This window comes from Mesorhizobium sp. M8A.F.Ca.ET.057.01.1.1 (assembly GCF_003952565.1).
Lineage (GTDB): Bacteria > Pseudomonadota > Alphaproteobacteria > Rhizobiales > Rhizobiaceae > Mesorhizobium.
The window spans coordinates 5,879,703-5,899,540 of the sequence record NZ_CP034454.1 but is presented as its reverse complement, the minus strand read 5'-3'; the positions used below and the strand labels follow the sequence as shown (position 1 = coordinate 5,899,540).

General features: G+C 64.3%; 20 protein-coding genes and 1 pseudogene. 10 read left to right on the top strand and 11 right to left on the bottom strand.

The window, feature by feature from the left end; all coding sequences use genetic code 11:
* Positions 1-23 precede the first annotated feature (23 nt).
* Both EJ077_RS27975 and EJ077_RS27970 read right to left on the bottom strand, forming a co-directional pair.
* Complete coding sequence (locus EJ077_RS27975; protein ID WP_208697925.1) at positions 24-1,409, bottom strand: glutamine synthetase family protein; 1,386 nt, start codon at positions 1,407-1,409, stop codon at positions 24-26.
* A gap of 47 nt (positions 1,410-1,456) precedes the next feature.
* Complete coding sequence (locus tag EJ077_RS27970) at positions 1,457-2,836, bottom strand: aspartate aminotransferase family protein (protein ID WP_208697923.1); 1,380 nt, start codon at positions 2,834-2,836, stop codon at positions 1,457-1,459.
* A gap of 151 nt (positions 2,837-2,987) precedes the next feature.
* Between EJ077_RS27970 and EJ077_RS27965 the strand changes: the two genes are divergently transcribed.
* The gene (locus tag EJ077_RS27965) at positions 2,988-3,440 is read left to right on the top strand and encodes a hypothetical protein (RefSeq protein WP_208697921.1); all 453 of its coding nucleotides are present in this window, start codon (positions 2,988-2,990) and stop codon (positions 3,438-3,440) included.
* 15 nt (positions 3,441-3,455) lie between these two features.
* Here EJ077_RS27965 and EJ077_RS27960 read toward each other — a convergent pair whose 3' ends face one another.
* Entirely contained in the window at positions 3,456-4,430 is a 975-nt protein-coding gene (locus tag EJ077_RS27960) for a WD40 repeat domain-containing protein (protein WP_208697919.1), read from the bottom strand.
* Between the two features lie 232 nt (positions 4,431-4,662).
* Positions 4,663-5,715, bottom strand: a complete 1,053-nt coding sequence (locus tag EJ077_RS27955; RefSeq protein WP_208697916.1) for a CobW family GTP-binding protein — start codon at positions 5,713-5,715, stop codon at positions 4,663-4,665.
* Between the two features lie 407 nt (positions 5,716-6,122).
* On the opposite strand from EJ077_RS27955, the gene EJ077_RS27950 reads away from it, so the two are divergent.
* Positions 6,123-6,593, top strand: coding sequence for a MarR family winged helix-turn-helix transcriptional regulator (locus tag EJ077_RS27950; protein WP_208697914.1), 471 nt, complete (start codon positions 6,123-6,125; stop codon positions 6,591-6,593).
* Positions 6,594-6,605: 12 nt separating this feature from the next.
* Here EJ077_RS27950 and EJ077_RS27945 read toward each other — a convergent pair whose 3' ends face one another.
* Positions 6,606-7,475: an AraC family transcriptional regulator gene (locus tag EJ077_RS27945; RefSeq protein WP_208697912.1), complete on the bottom strand. Its 870-nt coding sequence runs from the start codon at positions 7,473-7,475 to the stop codon at positions 6,606-6,608.
* A gap of 53 nt (positions 7,476-7,528) precedes the next feature.
* On the opposite strand from EJ077_RS27945, the gene EJ077_RS27940 reads away from it, so the two are divergent.
* Positions 7,529-7,936, top strand: a complete 408-nt coding sequence (locus EJ077_RS27940; protein WP_208697910.1) for a DUF2000 family protein — start codon at positions 7,529-7,531, stop codon at positions 7,934-7,936.
* 10 nt (positions 7,937-7,946) lie between these two features.
* Here EJ077_RS27940 and EJ077_RS27935 read toward each other — a convergent pair whose 3' ends face one another.
* The gene (locus EJ077_RS27935) at positions 7,947-8,132 is read right to left on the bottom strand and encodes a hypothetical protein (RefSeq protein ID WP_208697908.1); all 186 of its coding nucleotides are present in this window, start codon (positions 8,130-8,132) and stop codon (positions 7,947-7,949) included.
* Between EJ077_RS27935 and EJ077_RS27930 the strand changes: the two genes are divergently transcribed.
* From EJ077_RS27930 to EJ077_RS27915, 4 genes are all read left to right on the top strand, one after another.
* Entirely contained in the window at positions 8,131-9,015 is an 885-nt protein-coding gene (locus tag EJ077_RS27930) for a DMT family transporter (RefSeq protein WP_208697906.1), read from the top strand. The two genes, EJ077_RS27935 and EJ077_RS27930, sit on opposite strands and share 2 nt — an antisense overlap.
* A gap of 67 nt (positions 9,016-9,082) precedes the next feature.
* Positions 9,083-10,105 (top strand): LacI family DNA-binding transcriptional regulator, encoded by a 1,023-nt coding sequence (locus EJ077_RS27925; protein ID WP_136091285.1) that lies wholly within the window; start codon positions 9,083-9,085, stop codon positions 10,103-10,105.
* Entirely contained in the window at positions 10,102-11,085 is a 984-nt protein-coding gene (locus EJ077_RS27920; protein ID WP_208697904.1) for a 2-hydroxyacid dehydrogenase, read from the top strand. Before EJ077_RS27925 ends, EJ077_RS27920 begins: the two co-directional genes overlap by 4 nt.
* 85 nt (positions 11,086-11,170) lie before the next feature.
* On the top strand, positions 11,171-11,575 hold the full coding sequence (locus EJ077_RS27915) for a hypothetical protein (RefSeq protein ID WP_208697902.1): 405 nt from the start codon (positions 11,171-11,173) through the stop codon (positions 11,573-11,575).
* On the opposite strand, the gene EJ077_RS27910 is transcribed toward EJ077_RS27915, so the two are convergent.
* A complete protein-coding gene (locus tag EJ077_RS27910) occupies positions 11,576-12,367 on the bottom strand; it encodes a gamma-glutamyl-gamma-aminobutyrate hydrolase family protein (RefSeq protein ID WP_245458569.1) in 792 nt (263 codons plus the stop codon).
* Between the two features lie 243 nt (positions 12,368-12,610).
* On the opposite strand from EJ077_RS27910, the gene EJ077_RS27905 reads away from it, so the two are divergent.
* On the top strand, positions 12,611-13,720 hold the full coding sequence (locus tag EJ077_RS27905; protein WP_208697898.1) for a TRAP transporter substrate-binding protein: 1,110 nt from the start codon (positions 12,611-12,613) through the stop codon (positions 13,718-13,720).
* A gap of 98 nt (positions 13,721-13,818) precedes the next feature.
* On the opposite strand, the gene EJ077_RS27900 is transcribed toward EJ077_RS27905, so the two are convergent.
* From EJ077_RS27900 to EJ077_RS27885, 4 genes and pseudogenes are all read right to left on the bottom strand, one after another.
* A complete protein-coding gene (locus EJ077_RS27900) occupies positions 13,819-14,847 on the bottom strand; it encodes a zinc-dependent alcohol dehydrogenase family protein (protein WP_208697896.1) in 1,029 nt (342 codons plus the stop codon).
* Positions 14,848-14,866: 19 nt separating this feature from the next.
* The gene (locus tag EJ077_RS27895; RefSeq protein WP_208703148.1) at positions 14,867-16,651 is read right to left on the bottom strand and encodes a TRAP transporter large permease; all 1,785 of its coding nucleotides are present in this window, start codon (positions 16,649-16,651) and stop codon (positions 14,867-14,869) included.
* A complete protein-coding gene (locus EJ077_RS27890) occupies positions 16,651-17,256 on the bottom strand; it encodes a TRAP transporter small permease subunit (RefSeq protein ID WP_208697894.1) in 606 nt (201 codons plus the stop codon). Before EJ077_RS27890 ends, EJ077_RS27895 begins: the two co-directional genes overlap by 1 nt.
* Positions 17,257-17,439: 183 nt before the next feature.
* Positions 17,440-18,344, bottom strand: a pseudogene (locus tag EJ077_RS27885) (branched-chain amino acid ABC transporter permease).
* A gap of 142 nt (positions 18,345-18,486) precedes the next feature.
* On the opposite strand from EJ077_RS27885, the gene EJ077_RS27880 reads away from it, so the two are divergent.
* Together EJ077_RS27880 and EJ077_RS27875 are read left to right on the top strand one after the other, a co-directional pair.
* A complete protein-coding gene (locus EJ077_RS27880; RefSeq protein ID WP_208697892.1) occupies positions 18,487-19,095 on the top strand; it encodes a CGNR zinc finger domain-containing protein in 609 nt (202 codons plus the stop codon).
* A complete protein-coding gene (locus EJ077_RS27875) occupies positions 19,088-19,621 on the top strand; it encodes a hypothetical protein (RefSeq protein WP_127872937.1) in 534 nt (177 codons plus the stop codon). The genes EJ077_RS27880 and EJ077_RS27875 overlap by 8 nt, the downstream gene beginning before the upstream one ends.
* Positions 19,622-19,838: the final 217 nt, after the last annotated feature.

Below are 19,838 nucleotides of genomic sequence, written 5' to 3'. Positions count from 1 at the left end.
ATCGCCGCCGGGTCGCTCGACCGTCAGACTTCGTGCAGGTAGAGGTGATAGTCCAGGTCACTGACCGTGCGCGCCACGCGCAGGTATTCGGACTGCTTGATCGCCACGAAGGTGCGGTGCAGGTCCTCGCCGAGCGCGCCCTTCAGGAAGCTGGACGCCCGGGCCGCTTCGATGGCGGCGCGCCAATCGGCCGGCATCGTCGTACGGGTGACGGCCGCCTCATAGCCATTGCCGGTCGTTTCGGGGCCTGGATCGAGCCCTTCGTCGAGGCCTTTGACGATGCCGGCGAGCACCGTCGCGGCGATCAGATAGGGATTGGCGTCGACGCCGGACGGCCGATGCTCGATGCGCCGGTTTTTCGCATCGCCCGCCGGCACGCGCAGCGCCACCGAGCGGTTGTTGACGCCCCAGGTCGGCGCGACCGGTGCGTAGGATTGCGAGACGAAACGGCGCCAGGAGTTGGCATGCGGCGCAAACACCAGCATCGATTCCGCCATGGTCTGGATCAGCCCGCCGAGGCCACGCAGCAGCGGCAGCGACCAGCTCTCGCCGGCCGCTTCCGAAAAGACGTTTCGGCCATCCTTGTCCTGCAGCGACACGTGGAAATGCATGCCGGAGCCGGCATATTTCTCGATCGGCTTGGCCATGAAGCAGGCGGTAACGCCGTGGCGGCGCGCCTGCGCCCGCACCAGCCGCTTCAGCATGACCAGATCGTCGGCCGCCCGCATCACGTCCTTGCGGTAGTTCAGCGTCAATTCGTATTGGCCAGGCGCATATTCCGAAATCACCGTCTCGGCCGGAATGCCTTGCGCCTTGGCGGCGGCGTAGATGTCGGAGAACAGCGGCTCCATGCCGTGCAGATGGTCGACGGAATAAACTTCGGTCTTGCCTGAGACGCGGCCATCGAGCACCGCGCGCGCCGGCTGCACCTTGCCGTCGGCATCGCGCTCATTGGCCAACAGGAAAAACTCGAGCTCGAAGGCGCCGGCCGGATAAAGGCCCTTGGCCGCCAGTATGTCGACCTGCCGGGCGAGCGCCAGCCGCGGGTCCGACGACATTGGCTGGCCGTCGAGATGGTACATGGCCATCAGCACCTGGCCGCGCGGCGGATTCGTGCCGTAAAGCGGCACCAGCGTGCCCGGAATCGGCCAGGCCCTGAGATCGCCATCGCCGCTGTCCCAGATCAGCCCGGTTTCGTGCACATCCTCGCCGGTGATGTCGAGCCCGAGGATGGAGATCGGCATATGCCGGCCGCCCTCGAAAATGCTTTTCAGCTCATGCCGGCGCACGATCTTGCCTCGGCCGACGCCATTGGCGTCGGTCAGCACGATATCGAAGGCTTCGATCTCGGGATGGGCGTGGAGAAAGGCTTGCGCCTCGGTGGGCGTCGAGCCCGCAGGTGAAGTCATGATGGAACTCGAATTGGCTTGCGCGCCTGTCTGCTGGGTGGCTTGTCTCATGCCGCAAGCTTTGCCGCAACCGCGCCAAAGGCGCTGATCAGCCGGTTGACTTGGGCACCGGACGTCGCCGGCGAGATCAGCATCATGTTGTGGAAGGGGGCGATCAGCACGCCGCGATTGACCAGCGCGACGTGGATGGCGGCTTCGAGTTCCGGCGCATGCGCACCCTCGGCCTCGGCGCCATTGCGCAGCGGGCCGGGCGCGCAGATGAACTCGACACGGGCCCCGACACGGGCGACATGCCAGGGCAGGCGGTAACGGTCGATCACGCCGGTCAGCCCGGCATCGAGCCGCCGCGCCAGATGATCCATGCGGTCGTAATTCTCCTGCGTCATCACCTCCTCGAGCGTGGCGCGCATGGCGGCGAACTGCAGCGGGTTGGCCGACAGCGTCGTGCCCATGCCGGAATAGCCAGGCTCTTTCGTCCTGTTGTAGTCGGCATAGCGCGAAGCGACTTCATCGCTCATGCCCCAGACGCTCGCCGGCACGCCGCCGGCAATCGGCTTGCCCAGAACGAACAGGTCCGGCTCCAGCCCATATTTCCTGGTGTAACCGCCCGGGCCGGTCGAGATCGTGTGCGTTTCGTCGATCAAAAGCAGCGTGCCGGCAGCGCGGGTCAACTGTCGCAGCGCCTCGTGGTAGCCGGGATCGGCAAGCACCATGCAGGAATTGGTCAGCACCGGTTCGGCGATGACGCAGGCGACATCCCTGTCCTTGAGTGCGGCTTCCAGTGCGGCGACATCGTTGAACTCGATGACCTTGGCCGTGCGGGTCAGGTCGCGAAATTCGCCCGCCAGGCCTGGCCGGTTGACTTGGATACCATCGATCAGCCGCACCATCGTCTCGTCCACCGAGCCGTGATAGCAGCCATTGAAGACCAGGATTTTCTCTCGTCCAGTGATGGCGCGGGCGACGCGCAGCGCGAAGCGATTGGCGTCGGTCGCCGTGGTCGCGATCTGCCAGAACGGCAGGCGGAAGCGCTGCTGCAGCAGCGGTCCGATGGCCAGCGCATCTTCGGATGGCAGCATATAGGTCAGGCCGCGCCCGGCCTGGCGGCGAATGGCGCGTGCCACCGCCGGTGGCGAGTGGCCGAACATTGAGCCGGTGTCGCCGAGGCAGAAATCGTCGAGCCTGTTGCCGTCCACGTCGGTGATCGTGGCGCCCCTGGCGCTGTCCACCAGGACCGAAAACGGCGTCGGCCAGTCATTCATCCAGTGCATCGGCACGCCGCCGAAGAAGCCGGGCAGGCCGTTGCCGACCTTGGCCTGCGATTTCGGCCGCGCCTTGCGGAAGGCAGCCCCTTCCGTCTCGCGCAATTGCGCGATGCGGTCGCGGCTGATGCCGCCGACGGTCTTTGAACTATCGCTGCTGTGCATGAAAATCCCTCTGGCTCATTCCTCTTAGCCAATCCACCTCCGCAACGGCAATTGGCCGTGCGTCCGTTCTGCATTGGCTCAGCCTTTGCCGGCGGCGCTTGACGCTCCGTGCGAAGTCGGCGCCAATGTGAACGGCAATTGGGCAAGGGAAATGCGGACGATCATCTGCGTGACGATACTGTTCCTGTCGGCCGGTGCGGCGTTCGCCACCGGCGGCATCTGGTGCTCCGTCGATGATCCACAGGTCAAATTCCAGGTCGATGCCGGCGTGACCACCGGGATGGGCGGCCCGACTTTCAACTTTCGCGGCGATCTCGAAATCAAGCCAAGGCCCGCCGGCGATCAGCTGCGAAAGACCATTTTTGAGAACTCCAACCTCACTCAGTACTGGCTGGACAACAAGGAACTACGGCTGAACATCTTCCGCGAGCAGGAGGTGGCCAAGACCTACAGTTCGGTCGAACTGACGATCCTGACCAGAGCCAGCGACGAGGGCGTCTATGATGGGGACTACAAGCTCGCCATCTATGACAGCAAGGCCGACAAGGACAGCGATGGCAAGCCGGTCGATCTGACCGGCAAGGTTTCCTGCGGTGCCGAGTAATCCGCTGTTTCGAAACTAGGCAGTGATGTCGATGACGCCGCAGTCGCCGGAGGCACTGCCGAAGGCGACGCGGCGTTCTTCCTTGTCCCACATCATCGCGGTGATGGCGCCCTTGCCTGGCCGCCGCAAGAGCACTTCCTTGGCGTCGGAAAAGCGCACGGCCATAACCATGCCGTCGTCATAGCCGACGGCGACGACATCCTGGCTCGGGTGGCAAGCGACCGCCGTCACCATGGCGTTGCCGCGCGTGCCGAGTTCCAGCGGCGCCTTGCCCATCGGCCCGTCCTTGGCCGAAAACGGCCAGACGATCGCCGCCGGCGCGCCGGAACTGGCCAGCCACTTGCCTTTGACGCTCCACGACAGGCTTTTGACCTTGCCGGGATAGCCGCTCATGCGCATGTGCTTGCCGTCGGCGAGCTTCCAGCCATGCAGGGCGTTTTCCTGCATGGTGGTGACGAGGAAGGCGCCGTCCGGCGAGAAGGTGATGCCGGTGTGCGCTCCGGCCCATTCGAGTTCCACCGGCTTGCCATCGGCGGCCGGGAAATGCAGCGTCGCGCCATTGTAGCGGGCGACGCCGAAGCGCATGCCCTTGGGCGAGAAGGCCAGCCCCTCCACCGAGCGCGGATGGGCAAATTCCCGGATCTTGCCATCGGCGAAGCGCACCAAGGCCGTCTTTCCCGTGGCATATGCGATGGCGCCTTGCGGCCCGGCGGCAACGCTGGTGATCCATTTCTTGCCGGCGCTCGCCACCTCCCGGGTCTCACCTCCGGCCTTCACGGCAAACACCTTGCCGTCCTCGCCGCCGGTGATCAGCCGGTCGTTTGCCGCGTCATGGAAGGCTGCGAGCAGCCCATCATTGGCCTGCACAGTCTTGTGGCCATTGTCGAGCCGGTGGATGGCGCCATCGGCCAGCGCGAAATGCGGCACATCGCCAAGGAAGACGGCGGCGACGCAATGGCCTTCGAGATCGAGCGGGGCGACTGTGGGCATGCGGGAACTATTCCATTCGAGGAAGCCGCCAGCGCGGCCGAGTGGCTCTCCCTTCTCCCCTTGTGGGAGAAGGTGGATTGGCGCGCAGCGCCAAGACGGATGAGGGGTGGGTGACGGCCGCCGCCGGTGCCAAGCTGGAGCACCCCTCATCCGACCTCGCTTCGCGAGGCCACCTTCTCCCACAAGGGGAGAAGGACAGACCGGGCAGCGCTAACGCTACGGGATTTGGAAATCAAGCCGCCTGGCAGGCGTCAAAGCTCTTCTTCAGCCGCTCGGCGTCCAGCTCGCGGCCAATGAAGACCAGCCGGCTCTCATGCTTCTCGCCGTCTTTCCAGGCGCGCTGGTGGTCGCCCTCGATGATCATGTGCACGCCCTGGATGACATAGCGCTCGTCATCGCCCTTGAGCGCGATGATGCCTTTCAGCCGCAGGATGTTGGGGCCTTCCATCTGAGTGATCTTCTCGATCCATGGGAAGAATTTCTTCGGGTCCATTTCGCCGCCGCGCAGCGACACCGACTGCACCGTCACGTCATGGATGTCGGACGGATGCGCGTGATGGTGATGGTCGTGCCCATCGTGGTCGTGATGGTCATGGTCATGATGATCATGATCGTGATCATGGTCGTCATGCGCCTCGAGGAAATGCGGGTCGTTTTCCAGCGCCCTGGACAGGTCGAAGGCGCCGCGATCGAGAACCTCCGACAAGGCAACACCGGCGCGCGTCGTGCGGTGGATCCTGGCCGCCGGATTGATGGCGCGGATCGTCGCCTCGACCTTGGCGAGTTCTTCGGGGGTGACGAGGTCGGTCTTGTTCAGCACGACGACGTCGGCGAAGGCGATCTGGTCCTCGGCTTCCTTGGAATCCTTGAGACGCAGCGGCAGGTGCTTGGCGTCGACCAGCGCGACCACGGCATCGAGCTTGGTCCTGGAGCGCACGTCGTCGTCCATGAAGAAGGTCTGCGCCACCGGCACCGGATCGGCGAGCCCGGTGGTTTCGACGACGATGGCGTCGAAACGGCCGGGTCGCCGCATCAGGCCTTCGACGACGCGGATCAGGTCGCCGCGCACCGTGCAGCAGACGCAGCCATTGTTCATCTCGTAGATTTCCTCGTCAGATTCCACGATCAGCTCGTTGTCGATGCCGATCTCGCCAAATTCGTTGACGATGACGGCGTATCGCTTGCCGTGGTTCTCCGACAGGATGCGGTTGAGCAGCGTCGTCTTGCCGGCCCCGAGATAGCCGGTGAGAACGGTTACGGGAATCTGCGTCTGTGCGTCGCTCATGGCTGGCCTCGAAATGACTGTGCCTGAAATCCAGGCCGCGAAAGGGATTGTCGGCTCCATATAGGATGTGCGCCGAGCTTTTGCACGGGGCAAACCATGGGCTAAAGTTGCCGGCTGGGATTCGTCCTGACATCGGGGCCGCGAAAAGCCCTCGCCGCCCCGGCGATGGAAGATCAAGGGGACGTCCTGTCCGGGGCTGTCGGTCGTGGGATCGCAGCTGCTGCAAATCCGTTCCGTGCCAAACTCGTTTGTCATCTAACTGAAATAAACATCTGGCATCACCACGGCGGACACCGCAATGCTTGCCGGCAAAGCTGTTTTGAATGCCGGAATCTTTCGATCGTCGATTGCCAACCGGCCGGCTGCGTCTATGCTGTGCGCACCGGTACGGCCGAAGAGGGATGACCATGGCCAAGGCGGACAAGACTGCAACGATGAGCCGGCTGCATTCAGCGGCAAGGCTGGCAAGGACCGCGCTGGCGGCACGGCTCCTGGCACATGGCTTCTACGCCGGCCAGGACCAGATCATGCTGGCACTGGACCGTGAGGACGGCCAGACACCGGGCAATCTCGCCGGGCGTCTTGGCGTGCGTCCGCCGACCATCACCAAGACCATCAACCGACTGCAGGCGCAGGGTTTTCTGGAAAAACGCGCCTCGGAATCCGATGCCCGCCAGGCGCATATCTTCCTCACCGATAGCGGCCGTGAAACCATCCGCGCCATCGAGAAGTCGGTGAAGAAGACCGAAAAGCAGGCGCTGAAGGGCCTCGACAAGAAGGACCAGAAGGCGCTGTTCAAGCTGCTCGCCCGCATCGAGGCCAACCTCTCCAATGAGGAACTGGTGCTGCTCGACGACGACGCCGAGTCGGACGACTGATCTCTTCGGCAATCAGGCTGCCGCGGCAGCTCCGTGGATCAAGGACGACCAGCGTCCCGGTGTCATGCCGAACGCCTTCTTGAATTGCCTGTTGAAGTGGCTCTGGTCGCTGAAGCCGGCTTCGATCGCAATCTGCGCCAAGGGCTCGCCGGCGGCGATCATCCTGCGTGCGCGCTGAAGCCGGCGCATCACCAGAAAACGATGCGGACTGGTCGAGAAGGCCGCGCGGAAATGTCTCGACAGGGCATAGCGGTCGAGACCCGTGACGGCTTCCAACTCACCCGAACGCACGGGCCGGTCGAGGTTTTCCGTCAGATACTCACGCGCCAGTGTCGCCGCCCGCCGCGCCGTCGCGGCTATCGGCTTTGCCGGCTGGCCGCCATGCCGGCCCAGGCTTTGCATCAGTTGCGCCAGGAAGTCGTCGACGAACAGCTCGTCGAGTTCCTGCTCTAATGGCCCAAGCGCCGAAAGCAGCGTCGCGCAGAAGGCATCGTCCGTCACCACCCCGTTCCTGACGAACGGCAGCGCCGTGCCGCCGAGACAGTCGAGCATCAGTGACGGCTCGAGATAGAGCATCCTGTAGCGCAGGCCTTCCTCGGTGCCCGCGCCGCCATCGTGCAGCTCGTCGGGATGCAGCACGATGACCTGGCCAGGCAGGCTTAGCCGTGCCGCGCCGCGATAGCGGAAGGTCTGCACACCGCGGAGCGTCACCCCGATCGCATAGGTGTCGTGGCGATGCGGATCGAAGGCGCTGCCGTGAAACCGGGCCTCGATACGCTCCATCCCGGCGGGATCGGGAGCCGAGATGATGCAGTTTTCAGCGGCATCTGCGCACAAACGTCCAAGACCCTCGAAGGCCTGGCTGCCTAGATCGTGCGACATCGTCTCCTTCACAGCCTCGCTATCGGGGCCTAACCTCGAATGGCCATTTTGTCATGTTCGATACGAAATTTGCAATCGTACTGCGAGAAGACTTGCCCGTCTGGCAGAAACTCAACGTCACCGCCTTCCTGACCAGCGGCATCGTCGCTCAATTCCCCGACATCATCGGCGAGTCCTACCGCGACCGCGCCGGCAATCTGTACAATCCGCTGTCGATCCAGCCGGTCATCGTGCTCTCTGCCGACCAGGCGACGCTCGGTGCGATCCACCGGCGTGGGCTGGAACGCGGCGTGACGACCTCGCTCTATGTCGAGGAGATGTTTTCCACCGGCTTCGACGCTGCCAATCGCGCCGTGTTTGCCGAATTCGCGCCCGAAGACGCCAAGGTGGTCGGCATCGCGCTGCGCGCCGAGAAGAAGGTCGTCGACAAGATCACCAAGGGCGCCCGTATGCATACATAGCGCCTGCGGACTAAGCCTGGCGGCGGCTGTTGTTGTGCCAGCGATCCCAGGCGCGGCAGCGGGCGACAATTGGCTTGCCGGCAAGCGACAATTCCCGCAAAGGTGGACTCCAGCCCAGCTTTTCCTCCGGCCTGCACGTGAATCCTTCCCAAAGACAGTCAGAAAGCGCGACGCCGCCGGTGGCGATCTTGTGCATGCTGACCACCTACGTCTTCTTCACCTTCCTCGACACCTCAAGCAAATATCTCGTCCTTGCCGGCGTCTCCGTCCTGATCGTCGCCTGGGTGCGCTTCGCCGTGCATGTCGTGCTGGTTGGGGCGCTGCTGCGTGGCTGGCGCGAGCCGGCGCGGTTTCGCCCGGTCAACCTGCCGGCGCATGTGATGCGGGGCGCCTTCCTGTTCGGCTCGACCATGTTCAACGTCCTGGCGCTGCGGTCCCTGCAACTGGCCGAGACGACGTCGATCTATTTCTTCGGGCCGATGGTGATCACCGCCCTTGCCGGCCCGCTGCTCGGCGAATGGGCCGGCTGGCGACGTTGGCTGGCGATCCTGGCCGCTTTCGCCGGGGTTTTGATCATCACGAGGCCGGGTATCGGCGTTTTCGGCATCGGACATCTCTTCGCGCTCGGCTCGATGCTGTCGAACTGCTTCTATGTCATCATGACGCGCCGCATGTCGGCCACCGAGACCTCGGAAAGCCTGATTCTGTTCTCGGCACTGGCGCCGGCGGTGCTGCTTTTACCCATGCTGCCGTTTTCCTTCTCCCTGCCGCACGATGGCTGGCACTGGTTCGTCCTGCTCATGCTTGGCGTGTTCGGCGGCGTCGGCCACTGGCTGCTGGTGCAGGCCTATCGGCGGGCAACGACCACGGCGCTCGCCCCCTATCCCTATTCACAGATGGTGTGGATGATCATTTCCGGCTGGCTTGTCTTCAAGCAGTTCCCCGACCGCTGGACGCTGGTCGGCGCCGCCATCATTGTCGCCAGCGGCCTCTACATCGTCCATCGCGAACACCGGCTTCGGCTGCGCAGCCGTGCGGCGTCGGATGTCGAGGCCGAGGCGCTGGCAAAAAAACTTTGATTTGGCCCCGATCGATGGCATAAGGCCGCCCTTAAACAGTTTAAAAAAAGCGACGGGGAGCGAAAGGCTGGCACAGAAGATCAAGCTGTCGACGATCGCGGATGCGCTTGGCGTGTCCACGGCCACCGTGTCACTGGCACTGCGCGACAGCCCGCTGGTTGCCGGCTCGACGCGCGACCGCATAAAGGAACATGCGCGCGCCATCGGCTATATCTACAACCGCCGCGCCGCCAGCCTGCGCACCTCGCGCTCTGGCATTGTCGGTGTCGTCGTGCACGACATCATGAACCCGTTCTTCGCCGAAATCCTGCGCTCGATCGAGAGCGAGCTCGACCGCAGCCGGCAGACCTTCATCCTGTCCAATCACTATGATCAGCTCGAAAAGCAGCGTACCTTCATCGACACGCTGCTGCAGCTCGGCGCCGACGGCGTCATCATGTCGCCGGCCATCGGCACGCCCGCGTCCGACATCGTCATGGCCGAGGAGAACGGCTTGCCGGCGGTGCTGATCGCACGCACCGTCGAGGGTGCCGACGTGCCGGTGTTTCGCGGCGACGACTCTTATGGAACAGGCCTCGCCACAAACCATTTGATCTCGCTCGGCCACAAGCGCATCGCCATGATCGGCGGCACCGACCAGACATCGACCGGCCGCGATCGCTACCAGGGCTATGTCAACGCCATGGAGGCGGCGGGGCTCGAAGTGAGGCCGTCGTGGCGAATCGCCGGCCCGCGCACCAAGCAGGCGGGTTTCGAGGCCGCCGGGCAATTCCTGGCGCTGAAGGACAGGCCGACCGCTGCCTGCTGCTGGAACGACCTCGTCGCCATCGGCCTGATGAACGGCATTGCGCGCGCCGGCCTGGTGCCGGGCATCGATATCTCCGTCACCGGCTATGACGATCTCGAGGAGGCGGCGATCGCCACGCCGGCGCTGACCACCGTCTGGAACGGCCAGCGCGAGGTTGGCCGCCGCGCCGCCAGCGCGCTGCTCGACAAGCTCAACGGCCAGACGGTGCGGCCCTCGCAGGAATTGATCAAGCCGGAACTGCATGTGCGCCAGTCGACCGGCAAGCCGGTGGAGCGTGCATGACCAGGGCCGAAGATCTGCAAGCCGTAGCCATTCTGGTGCCGGCGGATTTCAGTGGCCATGCCGCCGATCGCATCGACCGGACATTCAGGCGCGTCGGCATTGAGCGTACCGATCCGGCACTGGTCACCGAGGAGATGCGCCGCACCGTGCGTGGCATCGCATCCTTTGCCGGTATCAATGCGGCGATGATGGATGCGTTGCCCAATCTCGAACTCATCGCTTCGTTCGGCGTCGGCTACGATTCCGTCGATGTCGGCCATGCGGCGGCGAAGAACATCATGGTCACCAACACGCCCGACGTTCTGACCGAGGAGGTTGCCGACACCGCGGTCGGGCTGCTGATCAACACGGTGCGCGACCTGCCGCGCGCCGAGACCTGGCTGCGTGACGGCAGTTGGATGCGCAAGGGCAACTACCCGCTGAGCCGGCTCACCTTGCGTGCGCGCCGCGTCGGCATTTTCGGCATGGGCCGCATAGGGCAGGCCATTGCACGGAGGCTGGAAGCGTTCGGCCTGCCGGTCGCCTACCACAACCGGCGTCGTGTCGAAGGTCTTGCCTACCAGTACCACCCGACGTTGAAGGGCTTGGCCGAGGCGGTCGACACGCTGATTTCGGTGGCGCCAGGCGGAGCTTCGACGCAGAAGGCGGTCAATGCCGAAATCCTGTCGGCACTCGGCGCGAACGGCGTCTTCGTCAACATCGGCCGCGGCAGCACGGTCGACGAAGCAGCCCTTGCGGCGGCCCTTGCCGACGGCACCATCGCCGCCGCCGGGCTCGATGTCTTCGCCGACGAGCCGAATGTCCTCAAGGCGTTGCTCGACTTGCCAAACACCTCTCTGCTGCCGCATGTCGGCTCGGCTTCGGAGCACACACGCCGCGCCATGGCGGATCTCTGCGTCGACAATCTGGTGTCCTGGTTCACCGAGCGCCGGCCGCTGACGCCGGTGCCGGAGACGGTCAATGTGAAGGCTCGCCCCTGAGCGGTCGGGCTGCCATATTTATTAACGTCTGCTTAACCCTTTGAAATCATTCTTCATCCTGCCCCGCGTGTATGGATGAAGAATGATGAAAGTGCTTTCCGCGCTAATCGCAGCCGCAGCCTTGGTTGGCGGCGTTCGCCTGTTTCATGACGGCAATGGCGAAAGCGTCGCCCTAGAGGCTACGCCGTCCAACACCTACAGGCTGGTCGCCAATGGCGACGAGGGGGCCTGCGCGGTCACGCGCGGCGCCTCGGTCTCGGATCGTCTGTCGCTGTTGACCGTGGCTCCGAATTGCCGACGGCTCCTGCCAGGCATCGAGCAGGTGAAATTCTGGCGCGAGCAAAACGACGGAACGGTCGCCTTCAGCGCCGACGGCGTCGATCCGATCGTCACCTTTGCCGTGGCTGACGGCGATGGCTACGAATCATATGCCCCGGCGCTACCGTTGTTGTCGCTCGCGGCGGATGGTGACTTGAAGCGGCGAGACTGACTACTCCGCCGCAGCCCGCGCGCCGGCTTTCGCAGCGGCGTGCAAACGCACCGCATCGCCGAAGGCGCGGAAAATCTTGGCCGAGTTGCTGTCCGATTTGACCCAGTATTCGGGATGCCACTGGACGCCGACTGCGAAGGCGCGGGCCCCCTTGACCGAAACCGCCTCGACCGTGCCGTCGGTGGCGACAGCCTCGATCTCCAGCTTCGATCCCAGCCGGTCGATCGCCTGGCGATGCAAGGAATTGACCTTGATGTCGCCTGCGCCGAACACGCCGGCCAGGCAACTGCCCGGCTTGATCGAAATGGTCTGGTGAATGGCGAAGCGCTCGTCCTGTTTGTCGCTCACTGCCGCGCGGTGGTCCAGCGATCCCTCGCGCTCCTGGATCTCGGTACCCAGCGTACCGCCAAGCGCCACGTTCAGCTCCTGAATGCCGCGGCAGATGGCAAGCAGCGGCACGCCGCGCTCGATCGCCTTGCGGATCAGCGGCAGCGTGGTGGAGTCGCGCGCGGGGTCATAAGGGCCATTGGCTTCGCTGGCATCGCCGCCATAGAGCGAGGGGTCGACGTTGGATTTCGAGCCGGTGAGCATGACGCCGTCGACCGACGACAGGAGTTCGTCGAAGTCCAGCCGGTCGCCGAACGAGGGCACGAGCAGGGGGAAAACGCCGGCACCCGCGATCGCCGCTTCCAGATATTGTTGCGGCGCGGCATGCCAGGTGTAGTTGTCGAATTGACGGACGTCGGTCGATATGGCGACGAGCGGCTGCTGCATTTTGAGTCTGTTTTCCATCTGGCAAGGAATGTCCTGCCCTCAAAATAGGCGATGTCAGGGCATTTTTCCATGCCAAGTTTCAGCGTGTCGCATAGGCCACGAAATCTCTGTTAGACTATAGTTGCAGGTCCCCATGGCCCGGTCGCCAAATCCGGCGGCCGTGCTGGACTCGACCCCCTGCCTGTGTATTGTTTCGCCAGCCGATGCGGGTACGGAGGATGTCTCTGGCGTCGGTCTGTTGATGCAAAAGGGAGGAACTGCATGGATCGTCGTTCATTCATCCGCAAGGCCGGCGTGACCGGCGTCGGCGCAGCCGCGGCGGCGGCCACGCTCGCCGCACCGGCCATAGCCCAGTCCAACCCCAAGGTGACATGGCGGCTGGCGTCGTCCTTCCCGAAGTCGCTCGACACCATCTATGGCGGCGCCGAAGTGTTCTCCAAGATGCTGTCTGAAGCCACCGACGGCAATTTCCAGATCCAGGTCTTTGCCGCCGGCGAGCTCGTCCCCGGCCTGCAGGCCGCCGACGCCACCACGGCCGGCACGGTCGAGGCCTGCCACACGGTCGCATATTATTACTGGGGCAAGGACCCGACATGGGCGCTGGGTGCGGCCGTTCCCTTTTCGCTCAATGCGCGCGGCATGAATGCCTGGCATTACCATGGCGGCGGCATCGACCTGTTCAACGAGTTCCTCGCCACGCAAGGTCTGTTCGGCCTGCCGGGCGGCAACACCGGCGTGCAGATGGGTGGCTGGTTCCGCAAGGAGATCAACACCGTCGCCGACCTCTCCGGCCTCAAGATGCGTATCGGCGGCTTTGCCGGCAAAGTGGTCCAGAAGCTGGGCGTCGTGCCGCAGCAGATCGCCGGCGGCGACATCTATCCGGCGCTGGAAAAGGGCACCATTGACGCTGCCGAATGGGTCGGCCCCTATGACGACGAGAAGCTCGGCTTCTACAAGGTCGCGCCCTATTACTACTATCCCGGCTGGTGGGAAGGCGGCCCGACCGTCCACCTGATGTTCAACAAGGCGAAATACGAAGAGCTTTCGCCGGCCTACAAGTCGCTGCTACGCACATGCGCCCAGGCCGCCGATGCCAACATGCTGCAGAAATACGACTACGTGAACCCTCCGGCGGTGAAGCGGCTGGTGGCCGGCGGCGCGAAACTGCGCCCGTTCAGCCAGGACATCATGGCCGCCTGCTTCGAGAAGGCCAACGAGGTCTATACCGAAATGGAAGCCTCGAACGCGCCGTTCAAGAAGATCTGGGAATCGATCAAGGGCTTCCGCAAGGAGCACTATCTCTGGGCGCAGGTTGCCGAATACAACTACGATACTTTCATGATGGTCCAGCAGCGCAACGGCAAGCTGTAGGCGGCCGCACTTTGCTTGTTCGAAAGCCCCGGGGCTCTTCTGTCCCGGGACTTTTCTTGCTCGACGGCGACGGCATTGCTACGCCGGAAGCCTGCGCCTCAGCCCAGGCCCGGCACCACCAGGACCTTGACCTCGCCCGGCGCCGGCGGATTGGCGATCACGCTAGCCGCCTCTTCCAGTGACACCTGCCTGGAGATCAGCCGGTCGATCTCGATCGCGCCCGACGCGATGAGCTCGGCGGCGCGGCGATGCGTATAGGGATTGAGGAACGAGCCCAGTACCTTCAGTTCCCGAAACAGGAGATCGAAGGGCTCGAATTCCGCCTTCATGCCTTGCGGCATCACGCCGACTATGACGACGGTGCCGCCGGCCCTTGCTAGCCGCACCGACTGCTCGACGGTCTCGCGCACGCCCGCGCATTCAAACACCACGTCGGCGCCGCCGGGCGCTAGGCCGGCCGGACCGGCGATCGCATCGATCACATCGGCGGCTGTGGGATCGACCGTTGCCGTCGCGCCGAGTTCCCTGGCAAGCGCGCGCCGCGAGGCTTGCCTTGTCGACAAGACGATGGTGGTGGCCCCGGCGAGACGAGCCAGCTGCACCGTGAGCAGGCCGATCACGCCGCCGCCGAGCACGACAACCGAACCGCCCGGCTTGATCTCGGCAAGGTCGACACCGTGCAGGCAGCAGCCAAGCGGCTCGCAGAATGCGCCATGTGTCGATTTCAGATCTGCGGGAAGGATAAAGGCCTGTTTTTGCGGCATCACCACATAGTCGGCAAAGCCGCCGTCGCGGTGGATGCCGATGGCGGTGAGATTGCTGCACAGGTTGACGCGGCCGGCATGGCAGTGGCCGCAGCGTCCACAGGCGATGTTGGGATCGCCGGTGACGCGGTCGCCGACCGAGAAACTGGACACGCTGGAGCCAACCGCTTCGATGATGCCGGCGAACTCGTGCCCGGGCGTCACTGGCGGCCTGCAAGGGAACTCGCCGTGGAAAAGATGCCGGTCGGTGCCGCAGACACCGCAGGCCTCGATACGCACCAGCAGCTCGTCCGGCCCTGGGGAGGGTTTGGCGACCTCGCGCAGGGCGATGCTTCCCACCGCTTCCAGCCGCACGGCTTTCATGGCGTCTTACCCTCCGGCCTCAGTTGAAATTCGGCGGCTGCGAAAGATCCGGAGCCGGTGCGGCCGGCTTGGCCGGCGGCGCGTCGCCGAAATTCGGTGGCTGCGACAGGTCGGGTATGCCGGGAGCGGCCGGTGCGGCGCCGGCGGGAGCGCTGCCACCGTCGGCAGGCGTGCCGAGCGGCGACATTCCCGGCACTTCCGGCACCTTGTAGTCGATCGTGCCGGGATCGACGGTCGCGCCCTTGTAGTGCATCACCATCTGCGGGAAGGCGATGGTGAGCCCGATCATGATCACCTGGATACAGACGAACGGCACTGCGCCCCAATAGATCTGGCCGGTGGTGACCGGAGCGATCTGCTTGCCGGTCAGGCGGTCGAGATAGGGCACGCGCGCTGCCACCGAACGCAGGTAGAACAGCGCGAAGCCGAAGGGCGGGTGCATGAAAGAGGTCTGCATGTTGACGCCCAGAAGCACGCCGAACCAGATCAGGTCGATGCCGAGTTTGTCCGCCGCCGGCGCCAGCAACGGCACGATGATGAAGGCCAGTTCGAAGAAGTCGAGGAAGAAGGCGAGCACGAAGACGAGGATGTTGACCCCGATCAGGAAGCCGACTTCGCCGCCCGGCAGCGAGATCAGCAGATGCTCGACCCACAGATGGCCGTTGACGCCGTAGAAGGTCAACGAGAACACGCGCGCGCCGATCAGGATGAACAGCACGAAGGACGACAGCCTCGTTGTCGACGCGAGCGCCTGTTTGATCACGTCCAGCGACAGCCGGCCCTTGACCGCCGCCATCGCCAGCGCGCCGACCGCCCCCATGGCGCCGCCCTCGGTCGGCGTGGCGATGCCGAGGAAGATGGTGCCGAGCACCAGGAAGATCAGCGCCAGCGGCGGGATCAGCACGATGATCACCTGCTGCGCCAGCCGCGACATCATGTTGATTTTGAGCCGCTGGTCGGCGACCGCCACCAGATAGATCAGGATCACGCCGACGGCGGCGCCGAGGATATCGGCATTGTCGCCATGGGTCGGCTCGAGATAGCGATAGGCCCCGTAGGAAATCGCACCGGCCACGAGAAGCGCGACCAGCAGCGACAGCACGCCATGGCCGAGCGTGCGGGCCTCCAGCGGCAGCGCCGGCATCGAATTCGGCCGGACGATCGACATGATCAGGATGTAGAGCATGTAGAGGCCGGTGAGCACGAGGCCCGGGATCAGCGCGCCGGCATACATGTCGCCGACCGAGCGGCCGAGCTGGTCGGCCAGCACGATCAGCACCAGCGAGGGCGGGATGATCTGGGCGAGCGTGCCGGATGCCGCGATGACGCCCGACGCCACGCGCCGGTCATAGCCATAGCGCAGCATGATCGGGAGCGAGATCAGCCCCATGGCGATGACCGAAGCGGCCACCACGCCGGTCGTGGCGGCCAGCAGCGCGCCGACGAAGATCACCGCATAGGCGAGACCGCCGCGAATCGGCCCGAACAACTGGCCGATCGTGTCGAGCAGGTCCTCGGCCATGCCCGATCGTTCCAGCACGATGCCCATGAAGGTGAAGAACGGGATCGCCAGCAGCGTGTCGTTCGACATCACCCGGCTGCCGTAGAAATTGTCCGGCAGCGCATGCAGCAGCGGCCAGGCGAGATTGATCGACCCGCCCGAATAGGGCGAGACAAGCACGCCGATGAAGAAGAACAGCAGGCCGTTGGCGGCGAGCGAGAAGGCGACGGGGTAGCCGATCAGGAGGAAGATGATCAGCGAGGCGAACATGATCGGCGCCATGTTCTGGGCGATGAATTCGATCACGGGCGCGCCTCCTGGGCGAGCGCCTTGGCTTCTTCGGCGAGTGCCTTCGCCTCCAGCTCCACTTGCTCATGCGCCGAAATGAATGGATTGGGGTCGTCCATGTCGCCGCGCATGATGGCGATCTTCTTGATGATCTCGGAAATGCCCTGCAGTGCCAGCAGGAAGAACCCGACCAGCAGGATGGCCTTGGCCGGCCAGATGATCAGGCCGCCGGCATTGGTCGACATTTCGCCACTGCGGAACGACAGCGACACATAGGGAACGAAATAGATCACCATCAGCGTCACGAACGGCATCAGGAAGAAGAGGTGGCCGAGAAGGTCGATCCAATGCTGTACGCGGCGCGGGAACAGGCCGTAGACGATATCGATGCGGATATGTTCGTTCTGCTTCAGCGTGTAGGCGGCGGCCAGCATGAAGGCGGCGCCGAACAGATACCACTGCAGTTCCAGCCACGCATTGGAGGAGATGTCGAACACCTTGCGGATAATGGCATTGCCCGCGCTGACCAGGATCGCCAGCAGGATGAGCCAGGAAATCCATCTGCCGATGAATTCGTTCACGCGGTCGATCGTTCTGGAGAGAGCGAGAAGCCCTGCCATGCATTCCTCCCTGGTGCCGGCGGCGCCCGATCCCGTTCTTCTCGTCGAGCTGCCTGGTCCAACGGTATGCAGTGCGTGGTCCGGTTGGTCAACACGAGCAAGGCCCGCGCGGTCCGCCGGCCGGCAAGGGGCCGTGGAAAACCGCCGCATGACGAAGCGTCATGCAACCAAAGTCTGATGATGTCAGGCGATCTTGGTCTGGTCGCGGCCGGCGCCGATCAGGATCAGCATGGCCACCAGGAACAGGTACATCCACCCGTCGCGCCATTCGACCGGGAAATAACCGGCCCACAGCGATTCGGCCATGCCGAAGGCGGCCGCGCCCAGCGCGGCGCGTGACGGCGACAGATAGCCCCCACCGAGGTCACGAACAGGATCTTCAGCCCGTAGACAAGGCCGGAACCGAAGCTGACATTGCCGTAATAGAGGCTGGCCATGACCCCGGCTAGCGCGGCGCAGAAACCGCCGAACAGTACGGCACGCCGGAACACGCCGCGCACGTCGACGCCGCACAGGGCGGCGGCCCTGGGGTCGTCGGAGACGGCGCGCCAGCATCGGCCGAAGTTTGAGCGGGCAAACACCCATGTAGCGAGTGCGACCGCCGCCAGAACCACCGCGCAGTCGAGCACCTGGATCAGCGTCAGCGTCGCCTTGAAGCCTGAGCTTTCGGCGAAGACGATCGGCTCGGCCAGCATTGGCGGCAGCCACAGATCATGCGTGTCGGCGGCGATGCGGCTCGCTTCCGACAGCACGAGCAGGATGCCGAGCGTCGTCACCACGATGGCATTGGGCGAACGGTCGGCCAATGGCTCGAAGATGCTGCGCGACAGGACATGGCTGATGAGCGTCGCGTAGAGGAACGCCGCGACGACGCCGAACAGCACCGAAGCCAACAGCGTCAGCCACAGCACCTGGTAGGCGAAGGCGACGCTCAGGATCATTGCCTGGCCGCAGAAGGCAAACAGCGCGCCATAGGCAAGGTTGGTGCGGTGCAGGATCCCGTTGGTCAGCACATAGCCGAAGGCGAGCAGGGCATAGAGCGCGCCCGAATGCAGCCCGTTCAGCACCTGCTGGAAGAAATAGAGCATGCTCGACAACACCAGAAGCATCTCTCCCGGAAGCATCTCGCCCAAGAGCGGATCGGACAAAGGCGACGATACCGTGCGCAATTGAGGTTTGCATGGCCGAATCTAACTTGTCAAACGCGATTTATCGGTTAGATTTTCAGGAATGACAGTTGCCTGGACCCCACACCGGTTTACCGGCGGCCTGCTCGCGCTCGACACGGCGAATACCGTCGTGCTGCGCAGCGATCCGGAGCGGACGTTCGACCGCTTCGACGATCCGGTCGAAATAGCCCGCTTCGCCGACGCGGCCAGCGGCTTTCGCGCCGCCGAGCTTGGCGACAGGCGGTTGGCGGTGTCCTCGGCGGCGGCAATCGCGCCCATCGTGCTGTCGATCCGCGAGACGACCGACCGGCTGTTTCGAGGCGCGGTGTCGAAGGGCGCGGTTTCCACCGCCGATCTGCCCGAGTTCCTGCGGGCCTGTGCAGACGGCCTGGCTGCCGGCCGGACCGAGATCGGGGCGCCGGGACGGCCGTTCGGCGATCCGGCGACGCCGATCGCCTTCGAAGCGGCGCTGGCGGTTTCAGCCCTTTCTCTGCTGCGCGACGACACGGTCGCGAGGCTGAGAATCTGCCCCAACTGCACCTGGCTGTTCGTCGACAGAAGCCGCAATTCCAGCCGCCTCTGGTGCGACATGGCGGTGTGCGGCAACAGGCAGAAGGCGAGCCGTCACTATCGCCGCCGCATGGCGGCCAATGAGGTCAGGAATGCCTAGAGGATTTTCACGTTCGCTCGCTGCCGGTGCCATGCTGATTGCCGCCGCGGCCCTCGGCGCCTGTCGCGATACCGGCGGCGAAGGCAAGCTGTTCGAGGTTTCCGGCAAGATATTCGTCTTCAACTACCGTCTCGCCCGGGCGACCTATGTCGTGACGCTGCGGCCCTTGCAGCCGATGGGCGAGGGCCAGGTGGCGGTTGCCAGCTTCCAGAACCCCGCCGGAGGTGAACCATTCGTGGTCGAGCAGAAGGTCTGGCCGAAGCTCGACAAGGTGAGCCTGGAGAGCCCGGCGCTGACCTGCGTCGTCAAGAACAAACCCTATGCCATCGCCATCAGCATCAAGGGCGCCGATGGTGCGGTCCTGCAGACCATCGACACCACGCTGATGTCGACGGAAGATCAGTCGATCCTGCCCGACCGGCCGCTGGTCATCGACCAGCTCTATACGGCCAATCCCGATCTCGTCGGCCATCCCGACGGCAAGCTGCCCGGCGAGCCGAAGCCGGACTGCTCGAAAGCCGGCTGACACCCCCCAATGGCATCGATTTCGTCTGGAATTTTCGTGCGCCGTCGCGCTGTCGGCGCACGCTTTCATGCGCGCTCCCAGCATCGCCGGACTGTTTGTTGCGCGTTGGCTGGTCCTTTCGATTTTGTTTGACCTGCCTTGCAAGGGAAGAAAGGATGCGTCATCCGATCCCGACGTTGGCCGCTGCCCCGCGCGGCCTTCGCAGAGGAAATGCCTG